This is a genomic window from Saccharothrix stipae (assembly GCF_054781895.1).
Genome location: NZ_BAAGTN010000008.1, coordinates 696,682 through 711,498 on the forward strand (window position 1 = coordinate 696,682; position 14,817 = coordinate 711,498).

Genomic DNA, 14,817 nt, shown 5'->3' on the forward strand with positions numbered 1-14,817 from the left:
TCCGGGAGATATGGCCACGGAGGGGTGTTCCGAGTGCGGTTTCACCGCTTCGGACCGGTAGCCTTTCGCAATGAGAACTAGTCCCGCGCATTGGGACTGATACCTGGGAGGTGTGTGGATGCGGCTCGCAGTGATCCCAGGAGACGGGATCGGGCCCGAGGTCGTCGCCGAGGCCCTGAAGGTGCTCGGTGAGGTCGTTCCAGCGGCTGAGATCACCCGCTACGACCTCGGCGCGGCGCGCTGGCACGCCACAGGTGAGTTGCTGCCGGAGTCCGTGCTCGGGGAACTCCGCCAGCACGACGCGATCCTGCTCGGCGCGGTCGGTGACCCGTCGGTGCCGAGCGGGATCCTGGAACGCGGCCTGTTGCTCCGGCTCCGGTTCGAACTCGACCACCACGTGAACCTGCGCCCGGCCCGGCTCTACCCCGGCGTGCGCAGCCCGATCGCCGACCCGCCCGAGATCGACATGGTGGTGGTGCGCGAGGGCACGGAGGGCCTGTACGCCGGCAACGGCGGGCTCCTGCGCAAGGACACGCCGCACGAGATCGCGACCGAGGTGTCGATCAACACCTCGTTCGGCGTGGAGCGGGTGGTGCGCGACGCGTTCGCCCGTTCGGCGAACCGGCCGCGCAAGCACCTCACGCTCGTGCACAAGACCAACGTGCTCACGCACGCCGGGTCGTTGTGGTCGCGCGTGGTGGAGGAGGTGTCGTTGCAGCACCCGGACGTGACGGTGGCCTACCAGCACGTGGACGCCGCGACGATCCACCTGGTCACCGACCCGGGTCGGTACGACGTGATCGTGACGGACAACCTGTTCGGCGACATCCTGACCGACCTGGCGGCGGCGGTGACCGGCGGCATCGGGTTGGCGGCGTCGGGCAACCTCGACGTGACGCGGCGCAACCCGAGCATGTTCGAGCCGGTGCACGGCAGCGCGCCGGACATCGCGGGCCAGGGCATCGCCGACCCGACCGCGGCGGTCCTCTCCGTCGCCCTGATGCTGGACCACCTCGGCGAGTCCGAGGCGGCCCGGCGGATCGAGGCGTCGGTGGCGTTCGACCTGGCGACCCGCGACCACTCGTCGCCGGGCGCGACCTACGCGGTGGGCGACCGCCTGGCCGCCCTGGTGTCGTCCAACGTCCGCACCGCCTGACCCCCGCGAGTCCTACGTCCGGAACGCGAGAGTCCTACGTTCAGAACGCGAGAGTCCTACGTTCGGAACACCCGAGTTGAACGCTCGGAACACGTGATCAGGGCCACCACGACCTCGTCGTGGTGGCCCTGACCGCGTCACGGGCCGTAGGGTCGCCGGTGCCGCCCGTGGGGGAAGTCCGGTCGAAGTCCGGCGCTGACCCGCAACGGTAGGCCGAGCCACGTGCTCGGCGAGCCCGATCACCCGCGGGCGGTGGGAAGTTGCTCCAACTCCTGCCGTGGTCTGCGGGACGGGTGCGCCGGCCTGCCACGAGCGGGCGCGGGTGGCCGGTCTGGGCCACCCGTCCGAAAGGCGACCGGTGACCTCCACCAGCAGTCGGCGCACGACCGACCGCACCGCGCCACCTCCACCGACACCGACACCGACACCGCGCCGCCCGCCCACCGCGGGCCTCTGCATCGCCCTCACCGCCGTCCTCGCCGCGTCGGTCGTCTGCGGTGTCGCGCTGGGGCCGGTGCGCATCCCGTTCGGCGACGTCCTCCGCTTCCTCGCCGCCGCGCTCACCGGCGGCACGATCGACGCCACCGACGCGGGCCCCTACCGGATCGTGTGGGACATCCGCCTGCCGCGCGTCCTGCTCGCCGCCGTCGTCGGCGCGGGCCTGTCCGCGGTCGGCGTCGCGATCCAGGCCATGGTCCGCAACGCCCTGGCCGACCCGTACGTGCTGGGCATCTCCTCCGGCGCGAGCGTCGGCGCGACCGCCGTGGCGACCACCGGCCTGTTCGCCTCGCTCGGCATCTACGCCCTGTCCACGGCCGCGTTCCTGGCCGCGCTCGCCGCGATGGCCCTGGTCTACGTGGTCGCCGGCCGCAACCTGACCCCGTTGCGCCTCGTGCTCACCGGCACCGCCATGGCCTACGGCTTCTCCGCCCTGGCCATGCTGCTGGTGTTCCAGTCGCCACGCGGCGAGGCGGCCCGGGCCGCGATGTTCTGGCTGCTGGGCAGCCTCGGGGGCGTCACGTGGGCGTCGCTGCCCGTCGCCGCCGCCGTCGTGCTGGCCGGCGTCGCCTACCTCCAGAGCCGCGCCAAGCACCTCAACGCCCTCTCCATGGGCGACGAGACCGCGACCACCCTCGGCATCGACGTCTCCCGCACCCGCAAGGCGCTGTTCGGCGTCACCGCCGCCATGACCGGCGTGCTGGTCGCGGTCAGCGGCGCGGTCGGGTTCGTCGGCCTCATGCTGCCGCACGCGGTCCGGCTCACGGTCGGCGCGGACCACCGCAAGGTGCTGGCCGTGGCACCCCTGGCGGGCGCCTGCTTCCTCATCTGGGTGGACGTCGCCGCACGCCTGCTCGCCGCACCCGAGGAACTGCCGCTGGGCGTCATCACGGCCGCGCTGGGCGTGCCGTGCTTCATCCTGCTGATGCGCCGCCGCGGCTACGTGTTCGGCGGCCGCTGATGGACGTCCGGCTCGACCGCGTCACCGTCGACGGCATCCTCCACGGCATCGACCTGCACGCCGGCGCCAACGAGGTGCACGGCATCGTCGGCCCCAACGGCAGCGGCAAGTCCACCACGCTGCGCTGCGTGTACCGGGCGCTGCGACCGTCCGGGGGAGTGGTCCGGCTCGGCGGCCGGGACCTCGCCACGACGAAGGTCCGCGACACCGCCGAGCACCTCGCCGCGCTCACCCAGGACAGCCACGTCGAGTTCGACTTCACCGTCACCGAGGTCGTCGGGATGGGACGCCTCCCGCACCGGGGCACCCCGCGACGCGACCGGGAGGTGGTCGCCGACGCACTGTCCCGAGTGGACGCCGCCCACCTCGCCGACCGGGGTTTCCTCAGCCTCTCCGGCGGCGAGCGCCAACGCGTCCTCATCGCCCGCGCGCTCGCCCAGCAGCCGAAGGTGCTCGTGCTGGACGAACCCACCAACCACCTCGACATCAGCCACCAGCTCGCGGTGCTGGCGCTGGTCCGCGGCCTGGACGTGACCGTCCTCGTGGTCCTGCACGACCTCAACCTCGCCGCCGCCTACTGCGACCGCCTGCACGTGCTCGACCGCGGCCGGGTGGTGCGCAGCGGCAAGCCGGAGGACGTGCTCACCCCCGAAGTCCTGCGCGAGGTCTTCCACGTCCGCGCCCACGTCGTGCGCCACCCCACCAGCGGCGTGCCGCAACTGCTGTTCGAACACAGGGAGATCGAGTGAAGAAGCTCATCGCGCTCGCCGCGGTCCTGGTCCTCACGACGGGCTGCGGCGCGCGGATCGCCACGACGGCGGCCACCGGCACGGTCACCGTCACGAACTGCGGGCAGCAGGTCACCTACGCCGCACCGTCCCGTGTGGTCACCAACGACACCGGCATCGCCGAACTCATGTTCGCGCTGGGCCTGGGCGACCGGATGGCCGGTTACGTCATCGGCGGCGCCCACGCCAACGACGTCGCCTCCTCGCCGTGGAAAGCGGACTTCGAACGCGTGCCGCACCTCGGCGAGCAGATCACCAAGGAACTCGTCCAGGGCGCCAAGGCCGATTTCGTGTTCGCGGGCTGGAACTACGGCTTCTCGGAGTCGACCGGCTTCACCCCCGACGCCCTCCACGACCTCGGCATCGCGACCTACCAGCTCACCGAGGCGTGCCGGAACGGAGTGGGCGGGCAGCGCGGCATCATGCCGCCGTTGGAGGCCCTCTACACCGACCTGCGCAACCTGGGCCACGTCTTCGGCGTGCAGGACAGAGCCGAGGACCTCATCGCCGGTTACCGGAAGCAGGTCGCGGACGCCGAGGAGCTCGTCAAGGGCAACCGCCCGAAGGTGTTCCTCTACGACAGCGGCCTCGACCAGCCGTTCACCTCGGGCCGCAACGCCGCGCCGCACGACATCATCGGCAAGGCGGGCGGCGACAACATTTTCGGCGACCTCGACGACAGCTGGACCACGGTCGGCTGGGAGGCCGTCGTGGACCGGGCGCCGGACGTCGTGCTGATCAACGACTACGCCGACGGCGAGTCGACCACACCGGACGAGAAGCGGGCGTTCCTCCAGTCCTACCCGCCGCTGGCCGACGTGCCCGCCATCAAGGCCGGGAGGTTCTTCGTGCTGCCGTACGCGGCACTGGTGGAGAGCCCGCGCAACCCGGCCGCGATCGAGGCGTTCGCCAGGTTCTTGGCCGATAGCGTCCACCCATAGTGTGGGACGACCCGTCCGTGGCTTGGTATCCGCGGACGGGTTGTGGCACCATCGCCAGCGTGGCTCTCCACACCGTGATCATTATTTCCCAGCGCGCCGGGTAGTGCTGCCTCGAAGCACCCGGCGCGCCGACCTCTCGCATCCTGCGGGGGGTCTTTTTGTTTTCCAAGATCTCTAGGAGCCCCCTCGTGACCCCCCTCGGCGATTCATTCCACGTCTTCGACACGACCTTGCGGGACGGTGCCCAGCGCGAGGGCATCTCCTACTCGGTCAACGACAAGCTGGCCGTCGCCCGCCTGCTCGACTCGCTGGGCGTCGGTTTCATCGAGGGTGGCTGGCCGGGGGCCATGCCCAAGGACACCGAGTTCTTCGCCAGGGCCGCCGCAGGGGACCTCACGCTCAAGCACGCCCAGCTCGTCGCGTTCGGCTCCACCCGCAAGGCGGGCGTCAAGGTGCACGAGGACAAGCAGGTCAGGGCCCTGCTGGAGGCGCGGACGCCGGTCGTGACGCTGGTCGCCAAGTCGGACCGCAGGCACATCGAACGGGCCCTGCGCACCGACGTGGCGGAGAACTGCGCGATGGTCCGCGACACGGTCGCGTTCCTGGTCGGCGAGGGCCGTCGGGTCTTCCTCGACGCCGAGCACTTCTTCGACGGCTTCGCGTTCGACCCGGACACCGCGCTGCGCGTGCTGGAGTCCGCTGTGGAGGGTGGCGCGGACGTCGTCGTGCTCTGCGACACCAACGGAGGCCAGTTGCCCCTGGGCTTGGCCGAGACCGTCGCCGACGTGGTCGCCCGCACGGGCTTCCGGGTCGGCATCCACTGCCAGGACGACACGTCCTGCGCGGTGGCCAACACCATCGCCGCGGTGCAGGCGGGGGCGACCCACGTCCAGTGCACCGCGAACGGCTACGGCGAGCGAGCGGGCAACGCGGACCTGTTCTCCGTCGTCGGGAACCTCGTGACCAAACTCGGCCTGCAGGTGCTACCGCACGAATCGCTGGCCGAGCTCACCCGGGTCTCCCATGCGTTGGCCGAGATCGCGAACATCGCGCCCGACACCCACCAGGCCTACGTCGGGTCGTCGGCCTTCGCCCACAAGGCGGGGCTGCACGCGAGCGCGATCAAGGTGGACCCGGAGCTGTACAACCACATCGATCCGGACACCGTGGGCAACGACATGCGGGTGCTGGTCACCGAGATGGCGGGTCGGGCCAGTCTCGAACTCAAGGGACGTGAGTTCGGGATCGACCTGACCCGCCGGCCGGAAGCGCTCACCAACGTGGTGCGCAAGGTCAAGGAGCTGGAGGCGGGCGGCTGGTCGTTCGAGGCCGCCGACGCCTCCCTGGAGCTGCTGCTCAAGGCGGAGCTGTCCGACCTGGACACGCCACCGTTCGTGCTGGAGTCCTACCGCGTCGTGCTCGACCACCACCAGGACGGCGTGATCGTGTCCGAGGCCACGGTGAAGGTGCACGTGGCCGGTGAGCGGGTGATCGCCACCGCCGAGGGCAACGGCCCGGTGCACGCGCTGGACGCGGCGTTGCGCAAGGCGCTCCTGCCCCACCTGTCCTGGTTGGACGCGGTGGAGCTGAACGACTACAAGGTGCGCATCCTCACCGACCAACACGGCACCGACGCCGTCACCCGCGTGCTGGTGGAGTCCACCGACGGCGAGCGCGAGTGGACCACCGTGGGCGTGCACGGCAACATCGTCGAGGCCAGCTGGCTCGCCCTGTGCGACGCGCTCGTGCACAAGGCGATGCGCGTCAGCCCGTCACGAGCGTGAACCCGTTCTCGGTCAGGACGCGGTTGAGGGGGTAGAAGAAGGACGTGCCGCCGACCGTGCAGTTGCCGCTGCCGCCGAGCAGGTGCCCCTGGGCCTGGGAGCCGGTGAAGACCGGCGCCCACTGGTCGCCGGGCTCGGTGCAGACGTTGGTCTTGGTGAGGCCGTAGACCACTCCCTCCGCGTAGTACACGGTGACGTTCTTGGCCTGCACGGTGCCGCACCGCAACCCGGTGGTGCGGCCCGCCGCGCACACCGCCCCGCCCACGGGCGTCTCGACCGATCCGGTGATCGTGCCGGCACGCCCGGCGATGGTGGGCCGCTGGACCCAGGCGGCGCTGTTGGTGATGCGGACGACCGCGTAGGCCGGCCGGACCGCGACGATCGGACCTATGTCCACCCCTCCGGGTCCGTGGACGATGGTGCCGACGATCCCGCAGGACGGCGAAACGATCAGGTGGCCGCGGACGTTGAAGCCGTTGGCGCAGCGCGCGCCGGTCCACGTGGAGAGCGGGGTGCCGGCCTCCAGCGGGGTCGGCAGCGCGGAGGGGGTCGCCGGCGGGGAGGTGGTCGCCGCGGCGGGCGCGGCCGCGGCGACGAGCAGGGTGAGGACGAGCAGCAGGGTTCGCATCCCTTCGACGTTAGGGACGCGCGGTGCGGTTGCAAGCCGCCGGTTAGGGTGATCGCCGTGCGCATTGCCCGTATCGCCCAACCGGATGGCCTCGCCTTCGCCGCGATCGAGGGCGAAGGTGACGACCTGACCGCGGTCGAGATCGCCGACGACCCCTTTGCCAACCCCACCTTCACCGGTCGCCGCTGGCCGCTGGCCGACGTCCGCCTGCTGGCGCCGTTCCTGCCGCCCAAGATCGTGGCCATCGGCCGCAACTACGCCGAGCACGCCGCCGAGCTGGGCAACGAGGTGCCCGAGAACCCGTTGATGTTCCTCAAGCCCAACACCGCGGTGATCGGGCCGAACGCGGACATCAAGCTCCCGGCGGTGTCGGAGCGGGTCGACTTCGAGGGCGAGCTGGCCGTGGTCGTCGGTGTCGGCGGTCGCGACATCACCGCCGCCCGCGCCCGCCAGTCGATCCTCGGCTACACGATCGCCAACGACGTCACCGCCCGCGACCTGCAGAAGGCCGACGGGCAGTGGACGCGGGCCAAGGGCTTCGACACGTTCTGCCCGCTGGGACCGTGGGTGGAGACCGAGTTCGACCCGTCCGACGTGGCCATCCGCACCGAGGTCGACGGCGTGGTCAAGCAGGACTCGCGGACCTCCCTGCTGGTGCACGGCATCCCCGAGCTGATCGAGTACATCTCCTCGGTGATGACGCTGCGCCCGCTGGACGTGATCCTCACCGGCACCCCCGCGGGCGTCGGCCCGCTGACCGCCGGGCAGACCGTTTCGGTGACCGTCGAAGGTCTGGGCACGCTGACGAACACGGTCACCAACCGCTGAGCGGTCAGGTCCGTTCGATCCGCTCGGGCGCGCGCCGGGCGAACTCCGGCGCGTGCTCGGGCCGCAGCCCGATCGCCACCAGGTAGGCCGGCACCCCCTGCAATTGCGGGAACCGCCGCATCAGGCGGACCGGCAGCGGCGCCCGCCCCGGCGCGGCGGCGGTCGGCGTGCCGGGCGTGTCAGGCGTGCCGGTGAGCGTCGGCTTGAGGAACGAGTCCTGGATCCGCCGCTGGACCGCCTGCGTCACCGCCGTCGGCAGCCACCGCCTGCGCCGCACCCCCGCCAGCACCTTCGGGCTCAGCTCACCCCGCCGCAGCGGCGCGGCCACGATCCGCGCGGCGGCCACCGCGTCCTGCACGGCCAGGTTGATGCCGACCCCGCCGATGGGCGACATGGCGTGCGCCGCGTCACCGATGCACAGCGCACCGTCGGCGTGCCAGCGCCGCAACCGGTCGAGCTTCACGTCCAGCAGCTTCACGTCGTCCAGGGACTCGACGGTCTCCAGCCGCTCCTCCAGCCACGGCACCAGCTTCGCCACCCGCCGCCGGAACGCGGCGACCCCCTCGGCCCGCAGCAGCTCGTCCGTGCCCTTGCGGATGAGGTACGCGCACTGGAAGTAGTCGCCCCGGTTGATCAGCACCATCGCCTGGCCCCGGCTGAACCGCCCGGTGGCGCCGCTGAGCTCGCCGGGGTCGCGCGGCAGCCGGAACCACCACACGTCCATCGGCGCGCCGAACTCGTGCACGGGCAGCTTGAGCTGCTCCCGCACCAGCGAGCGCCGCCCGTCGGCCGCGATGACGAGGTCCGCCGCCAGTTCGCCGGTCGCGCCACCCGGCGTGCGGTACCGGACGCCGGTCACCCGGCCGCCCTCCTCGATCAGGCCGGTGAACTCGGTGTTCATCCGCAGGTCGAAGGTCGGCTCGCGCTTGCCCGCGTCGGCCAGCAGGTCCAGGAAGTCCCACTGCGGCACGAACGCGATGTGCTTGTGCCGGCCGGGCAGCCGGGTGAGGTCGCCCATCGTCTGCGGGCCGCTGTCCAGCAGCACCTGCACCTTGTCCACGAGCTGGTGCGGCACCTCGGCGAACGAGGGCCCCAGGCCCAGCTCGTCCAGCAGGGTCAGCGTCGACGCGTGCACCGTGTCGCCGCGGAAGTCGCGCAGGAAGTCGCCGTGCTTCTCCAGCACGGTCACCTCGACACCGGCCCTGGCCAGCAACAACCCGGCCACCATGCCCGCCGGGCCGCCTCCGACGACCGCGACTCCAGTCCTCTCCATGATCCACCCCTCGCGTTTTCAACACCGGTTGAATAACTCCAGCATGCTCCGGCGTGCGCCCGCGGTCAAGCCGGATACGCTGATCGGGTCATGAGCGCATCAGCACCGCCCGGGGTCCGCGTCCGCTTCTGCCCGTCGCCGACCGGGACGCCGCACGTGGGGCTCATCCGCACGGCCCTGTTCAACTGGGCCTACGCCCGCCACACCGGCGGCGCGGTCGTGTTCCGGATCGAGGACACCGACGCGGCCCGCGACTCCGAGGAGTCGTACCTCTCGCTGCTGGAAGCCATGCGGTGGCTCGGGCTGGACTGGGACGAGGGCCCGGAGGTCGGCGGACCGCACGCGCCCTACCGCCAGAGCCAGCGGCGGGACCTCTACGCCGACATCGCCCAGCGGCTGTTCGAGGCGGGCGAGCTGTACGAGTCGTTCTCCACGGCGGAGGAGATCGAGGCGCGCCGCAAGGCCGCCGGGCAGGATCCGAAGCTCGGCTACGACGGCCACGACCGCGGCCTGACCGAGGAGCGGAAGGCCGAACTGCGCGCCGACGGCCGCGAGCCGGTGCTGCGCCTGAAGATGCCCGACGAGGACATCACGTGGGTCGACCTGGTGCGCGGCGAGATCACGTTCAAGGCGGGCAGCACGCCCGACCCGGTGCTGGTGCGCGCCAACGGCGACCCGCTGTACCCGTTCGTGAACCCCGTGGACGACGCCCTGATGGGCATCACGCACGTGCTGCGCGGCGAGGACCTCCTCCCGTCGACGCCCCGCCAGATCGCGCTGTACCGGGCGTTGACCCGGATCGGCGTCACCGACCGCACCCCGGAGTTCGGGCACCTGCCGTACGTGCTGGGGGAGGGCAACAAGAAGCTCTCCAAGCGCGACCCGCAGTCGAACCTGTTCCTCTACCGCGACCGCGGTTTCCTGCCCGAGGGCCTGCTGAACTACCTGGCGCTGCTGGGCTGGTCCATCGCCGACGACCGCGACGTCTTCTCGGTCGCCGAACTGGTCGAGGCGTTCGAGCTGGCGAAGGTCAGCCCCAACCCGGCCCGCTTCGACCTGAAGAAGGCCGAGGCGCTCAACGCCACCCACCTGCGCGCGCTGCCCGTCGAGGAGTTCATCGACCGGGTGCTGCCGCACCTGGTCAAGGACCAGGTGCTGCCGCCCGGGCCGACCGACGAGCAGCTGGCCGTGCTCAGGGGCGTCGCCCCGCTCGTGCAGGAGCGGCTGGTGGTGCTGTCCGAGGCGGCCGGGATGGTGCGGTTCCTGTTCGTCGCGGAGGAGGACTTCGCGCCGGAGGAGGACGCCGCGGCCAAGACCCTCGGCGAGGACGCCCGGCCGGTGCTGGAGGCGGGGGTCCGCGCGTTGGAATCGCTTCCGGAGTGGACGGCCGCGGCCATCGAGGGCGCCCTGAAGGAGTCCCTTGTGGACGCGATGGGGCTCAAACCGCGCCACGCCTACGCCCCGGTGCGGGTCGCCGTGACGGGCCGTACCGTCTCGCCGCCACTGTACGAATCCATGGAACTACTGGGTCGGAGTCGCTCGATCGGGCGATTGCGCCGGGCGCTCGGGGCAATCTGACTGGTTCGTTCGGGCGGTTGAGCGGTGCTTGACCGTGCAAGAATCGCCAGATATCACCTCTCTGGTCGAGTCGGACGAGGGGTGACCGCACCTAGCCTCACGGGGTGACAACCGCAGCACCGAATTTCACCCCTCGGAGAACCGGCGAGATCCGGGCCGTGTGCCTCGACGTGGACGACACCCTCGTCGACTACAGCACGTCCTCCCGGGCCGCCCTGGCCGCGATGGTCGGCAACGCCGACGCTTGGCCGCTGTGGCAGCGCATCACCGACGAGCACTGCGAGCGGCTGCTCGCGGGCGAGCTGGAATACGAGACGATGCGCAACATCCGCACCCGTGCGTTCTTCGCGGCCCTCGGCGAGGAGTTGAACCAGGAGGAGGCGACCCGCCGGGAACTGCACCGGCAGGAAGTCCTCGCGGCCGGCTGGCGGCTGTTCCCGGACGTCGTGCCGTGCCTGGAGTGGCTGCGGGCGACCGGTCTGCCCATGGCGGCCGTGAGCAACGCCTCAGGGCGCCACCAACGGGTGAAGATCGCGTCCCTGGGGCTGGCCCAGTACTTCGACACCGTGCTCATCGCGGGCGAGGTCGGCGCGGCGAAGCCGGACCGGGTGATCTTCGACACCGCGTGCGCGGACCTGGGTGTGGACCTGGGTGACACGGTGCACGTCGGCGACCGCCTGCACGCCGACGCGATCGGCGCGCGCGACGCGGGCATGAAGGGCGTGTGGCTGAACCGCCAGGGCCCGCGCGAGGGCGCGCTGCCCACCGGCATCGCCGCCATCAGCAGCCTGGCTGAGCTGCCGGAACTGCTCGTCTGCGAGCTCTCGACCGCCTCCGCGTGACCCCGATTTCCGTTCCGCCGGGCACGTGGTCTAGTATTCCTCCCGGCGGAACGGACGGCCCCCTGAAGCGCGATCAACGGGGAGCGGCCCGGGAAACCATTGGGGTATGGTGTAATTGGCAGCACGACTGATTCTGGTTCAGTTAGTCTAGGTTCGAGTCCTGGTACCCCAGCTGCGAAGTAGATAACCCGGTGGTAAGCTAAAAATCCAGTGTGGTAAGCTACTCGCGCCGCAGGACAGCAAGGCAAGACCTGTTCAACTGAATATGAAAGTTCCTGGCCCCGTCGTCTAGCGGCCTAGGACGCCGCCCTCTCAAGGCGGTAGCGTGGGTTCGAATCCCATCGGGGCTACAGATCAGGGAGATCCCTGTTTCGCTGACGCGAAACGGGGATCTTTCGCATTGTCGACCGGGGGTCCGACCCCCGGGCCCCGGGCAGGCGGGCTCCGCCCCCTGCACCCCCGGCGCGAGCGGGCTCCCGTTCCCCGGTGGTGTGGTGCGATGGTGGGGAACGGGGAGCCCGGTCGAGGCCCAGGGGAAACAACCAGGGGGAACTAGGGGCGGGTCAGGACCGTCAGGGGTGTCTGAGGTTTCCCAGGGGTCTGCCCTCCAGGGGGTCAGAGGCGGGTTTGGAGGGCTTCGGCGGCGGCCAGGAGGTCGGCGGCCCAGCGGGCGCCCGGGCGGCGGCCCATCCGGTCGATCGGGCCCGAAACGGAGACCGCGGCCACTACCGAGCCGGTGCTGTCCCTAACCGGCGCGGAAACGGAAGCGACACCCGGTTCCCGTTCCGCCACGGACTGCGCCCAGCCGCGCCGGCGGACTTCCAACAATGTCCGTTCGCCGTAAACGGCGTCGGCGAGAACGGAACGTTGAGTTCCCGGATCCGCCCACGCGGCCAATACCTTCGCGCCCGAACCGGCCGTCATCGGCAATCGCGCGCCGATCGGCACGGTGTCGCGCAAACCACTCGGTGGTTCCGCGGAGGACACGCAGATCCGCTGCATCCCGTCCCGCCGGTACAACTGGACGCTCTCGCCCGTGATGTCGCGCAACCTCGGCAACACCGAGGACGCCGCGTCGAGCAACGGGTCGGTGGCACCGCCCGCCAACTCCGCCAGTGCCGCGCCCGGACGCCAGCGGCCGTCGGAACCCCGTCGCAGCAACCGGTGCACCTCGAGCCCCACCGCCAACCGGTGCGCGGTAGCCCTCGGCAAGCCCGTCCGGTTGCACAACTCGGCGAGCCCACACGGATCCTTTGCGACGGCGTTCAAGACAGCCACTGCCTTGTCCAACACGCCGATCCCGCTATGCTGTCCCACAAGCCGATACTAACTTCCCACTGTCTGGGAAGTCCAGATCTATCGACTGTCCAGATCTTGGGAGAGTTGCGATGAGCCGCACGCTCGCGGAGAAGGTGTGGGAAGCACACGTCGTGCGCCACGGCAGTGGCGCGGAGCCGGACCTGCTCTACATCGACCTCCACCTGCTGCACGAAGTGACCAGCCCGCAGGCGTTCGACGGCCTGCGCCTGGCGGGGCGGCAGCTCCGCCGACCCGACCTCACGATCGCCACCGAGGACCACAACGTCCCGACGATCGACATCGAGCTCCCGATCGCCGACCCGGTGTCGCGCACGCAGGTCGAGACGCTGCGCAAGAACTGCGCGGAGTTCGGCGTGCGGCTGCACCCCATGGGTGACGCCGAGCAGGGCATCGTGCACGTCGTGGGCCCGCAGCTGGGCCTGACCCAGCCCGGCATGACCGTCGTCTGCGGCGACAGCCACACGTCCACGCACGGCGCGTTCGGCGCGTTGGCGTTCGGCATCGGCACGTCCGAGGTGGAGCACGTGATGGCCACCCAGACGCTGCCGCTGCGGCCGTTCAAGACGATGGCCATCACCGTCGACGGCGAGCTGCGGCCCGGCGTCACGGCGAAGGACGTCATCCTCGCGGTGATCGCGAAGATCGGCACCGGTGGCGGCCAGGGCTACGTCCTGGAGTACCGGGGCAGCGCGATCGAGGCGCTGTCGATGGAAGCCCGCATGACCGTGTGCAACATGTCGATCGAGGCGGGCGCGCGCGCGGGCATGATCGCGCCGGACCAGACCACGTTCGACTACATCCAGGGCCGTCCGCACGCGCCGTCGGGCGCCGACTGGGACGCGGCCGTCGAGTACTGGAAGACCCTGCGCACCGACGACGACGCCGAGTTCGACGCCGAGGTCCGCCTCGACGCCGACGAGCTGACGCCGTTCGTCACCTGGGGCACGAACCCGGGCCAGGGCCTGCCGCTCAGCGCCGCCGTGCCCGACCCCGAGACGATCGTCGACGAGAACGAGCGCGTGGCCGCCGAGAAGGCCCTGACCTACATGGGGCTGGAGGCGGGCACCCCGCTGCGCGACATCCGCGTCGACACCGTGTTCCTCGGCTCGTGCACCAACGGCCGGATCGAGGACCTGCGGGCGGCGGCGGACGTGCTGCGCGGCCACCAGGTCGCTGACGGCGTCCGGATGCTCGTCGTGCCCGGCTCCATGCGGGTGCGCGCGCAGGCCGAGTCCGAGGGGCTGCACGAGGTGTTCCTGGCGGCGGGCGCCGAGTGGCGCCAGGCCGGCTGCTCGATGTGCCTGGGCATGAACCCGGACCAGCTCAAGCCGGGCGAGCGCAGCGCGTCGACCTCCAACCGAAACTTCGAGGGCAGGCAGGGCAAGGGTGGCCGCACCCACCTGGTTTCGCCACTCGTGGCCGCCGCCACCGCCGTGCGGGGCACGCTGTCGTCGCCCGCCGACCTGGTCTGAGGGAGTTCTACGAACATGGAAGCGTTCACCACGCACACCGGGGTCGGCGTGCCGCTGCGCAGGTCCAACGTGGACACCGACCAGATCATCCCGGCCGTCTACCTCAAGCGCGTGACCCGCACGGGCTTCGAGGACGGCCTGTTCGCCGCCTGGCGCGGCGACGAGCAGTTCGTGCTCAACCAGGAACCGTTCCGGGCGGGCAGCGTGCTGGTCGCCGGGCCTGATTTCGGCACCGGGTCGTCCCGGGAGCACGCCGTCTGGGCGCTCATGGATTACGGCTTCCGGGTGGTCATCTCCTCCCGGTTCGCCGACATCTTCCGGGGCAACTCGGGCAAGCAGGGCCTGGTGGCCGCCGAGTGCTCGCAGTCCGATGTCGAATTGCTCTGGAAGCTGCTGGAGAACGAGCCCGGCACCGAGGTCACCGTCGACCTGACGAAGAACACCGTTGTGGCGAAGGACTTCACCGCGCCCTTCACGGTCGACGAGTACACCCGCTGGCGGCTGCTGGAGGGATTGGACGACATCGCGCTGACCCTCCGCCACGCCGACGCCATCACCGAGTTCGAGCAGCGCAGGCAGGGTTGGTTGCCGACTACCGATCCGCTGCCCGCGGGGTGACTCCGAAGGGGTCGGATTCCCCTCCGAACAGCGGGAATCCGGCCCCTTCGAACCCTCCGGGGCCGCTCAGGTGTCCCTCGACAGGTCGTAATTGCCCACGCCACAACGGAAAATCTGGCGTGGCGATTGG

Annotated in this window: 13 protein-coding genes and 2 tRNA genes; 12 read left to right on the forward strand and 3 right to left on the reverse strand. The window is 70.7% G+C overall.

Annotation, left to right across the window (positions count from 1 at the left end):
* The first annotated feature begins 118 nt into the window (after positions 1–118).
* The 5 genes from ACYVLT_RS20030 (at position 119) to cimA (ending at position 6,128) form a co-directional block, all read left to right on the forward strand.
* Complete coding sequence (locus ACYVLT_RS20030; protein ID WP_461121710.1) at positions 119–1,156, forward strand: 3-isopropylmalate dehydrogenase; 1,038 nt, start codon at positions 119–121, stop codon at positions 1,154–1,156.
* A 457-nt stretch (positions 1,157–1,613) separates the two neighbouring features.
* Positions 1,614–2,615 (forward strand): FecCD family ABC transporter permease, encoded by a 1,002-nt coding sequence (locus ACYVLT_RS20035; RefSeq protein WP_461122252.1) that lies wholly within the window; start codon positions 1,614–1,616, stop codon positions 2,613–2,615.
* On the forward strand, positions 2,615–3,364 hold the full coding sequence (locus ACYVLT_RS20040; protein ID WP_461121711.1) for a heme ABC transporter ATP-binding protein: 750 nt from the start codon (positions 2,615–2,617) through the stop codon (positions 3,362–3,364). Before ACYVLT_RS20035 ends, ACYVLT_RS20040 begins: the two co-directional genes overlap by 1 nt.
* The gene (locus tag ACYVLT_RS20045) at positions 3,361–4,344 is read left to right on the forward strand and encodes an ABC transporter substrate-binding protein (protein ID WP_461121712.1); all 984 of its coding nucleotides are present in this window, start codon (positions 3,361–3,363) and stop codon (positions 4,342–4,344) included. Before ACYVLT_RS20040 ends, ACYVLT_RS20045 begins: the two co-directional genes overlap by 4 nt.
* 188 nt (positions 4,345–4,532) lie before the next feature.
* Positions 4,533–6,128 carry a citramalate synthase gene (gene cimA / locus ACYVLT_RS20050; RefSeq protein ID WP_461121713.1) on the forward strand — a complete coding sequence of 532 codons (1,596 nt, stop codon included), beginning with the start codon at positions 4,533–4,535 and terminating at the stop codon, positions 6,126–6,128.
* Here the strand turns inward: cimA and ACYVLT_RS20055 are convergent.
* A complete protein-coding gene (locus tag ACYVLT_RS20055) occupies positions 6,109–6,756 on the reverse strand; it encodes a S1 family peptidase (protein ID WP_461121714.1) in 648 nt (215 codons plus the stop codon). The two genes, cimA and ACYVLT_RS20055, sit on opposite strands and share 20 nt — an antisense overlap.
* 57 nt (positions 6,757–6,813) lie before the next feature.
* On the opposite strand from ACYVLT_RS20055, the gene ACYVLT_RS20060 reads away from it, so the two are divergent.
* The gene (locus ACYVLT_RS20060) at positions 6,814–7,584 is read left to right on the forward strand and encodes a fumarylacetoacetate hydrolase family protein (RefSeq protein ID WP_461121715.1); all 771 of its coding nucleotides are present in this window, start codon (positions 6,814–6,816) and stop codon (positions 7,582–7,584) included.
* Between the two features lie 4 nt (positions 7,585–7,588).
* On the opposite strand, the gene ACYVLT_RS20065 is transcribed toward ACYVLT_RS20060, so the two are convergent.
* On the reverse strand, positions 7,589–8,857 hold the full coding sequence (locus ACYVLT_RS20065) for an FAD-dependent oxidoreductase (protein ID WP_461121716.1): 1,269 nt from the start codon (positions 8,855–8,857) through the stop codon (positions 7,589–7,591).
* A gap of 90 nt (positions 8,858–8,947) precedes the next feature.
* Between ACYVLT_RS20065 and gltX the strand changes: the two genes are divergently transcribed.
* From gltX to ACYVLT_RS20085, 4 genes are all read left to right on the forward strand, one after another.
* Positions 8,948–10,435 carry a glutamate--tRNA ligase gene (gene gltX, locus ACYVLT_RS20070; RefSeq protein ID WP_461121717.1) on the forward strand — a complete coding sequence of 496 codons (1,488 nt, stop codon included), beginning with the start codon at positions 8,948–8,950 and terminating at the stop codon, positions 10,433–10,435.
* A gap of 104 nt (positions 10,436–10,539) precedes the next feature.
* Entirely contained in the window at positions 10,540–11,277 is a 738-nt protein-coding gene (locus ACYVLT_RS20075; RefSeq protein ID WP_461121718.1) for an HAD family hydrolase, read from the forward strand.
* A gap of 100 nt (positions 11,278–11,377) precedes the next feature.
* Positions 11,378–11,449: transfer RNA gene (locus ACYVLT_RS20080), tRNA-Gln, on the forward strand.
* A 105-nt stretch (positions 11,450–11,554) separates the two neighbouring features.
* Positions 11,555–11,627 (forward strand) — tRNA-Glu (locus ACYVLT_RS20085).
* A 265-nt stretch (positions 11,628–11,892) separates the two neighbouring features.
* On the opposite strand, the gene ACYVLT_RS20090 is transcribed toward ACYVLT_RS20085, so the two are convergent.
* On the reverse strand, positions 11,893–12,594 hold the full coding sequence (locus ACYVLT_RS20090; protein ID WP_162470707.1) for an IclR family transcriptional regulator: 702 nt from the start codon (positions 12,592–12,594) through the stop codon (positions 11,893–11,895).
* A 71-nt stretch (positions 12,595–12,665) separates the two neighbouring features.
* Between ACYVLT_RS20090 and leuC the strand changes: the two genes are divergently transcribed.
* Positions 12,666–14,069 (forward strand): 3-isopropylmalate dehydratase large subunit, encoded by a 1,404-nt coding sequence (gene leuC, locus ACYVLT_RS20095; RefSeq protein WP_461121719.1) that lies wholly within the window; start codon positions 12,666–12,668, stop codon positions 14,067–14,069.
* A gap of 15 nt (positions 14,070–14,084) precedes the next feature.
* Positions 14,085–14,687, forward strand: coding sequence for a 3-isopropylmalate dehydratase small subunit (gene leuD / locus ACYVLT_RS20100; RefSeq protein WP_360447100.1), 603 nt, complete (start codon positions 14,085–14,087; stop codon positions 14,685–14,687).
* Positions 14,688–14,817: the final 130 nt, after the last annotated feature.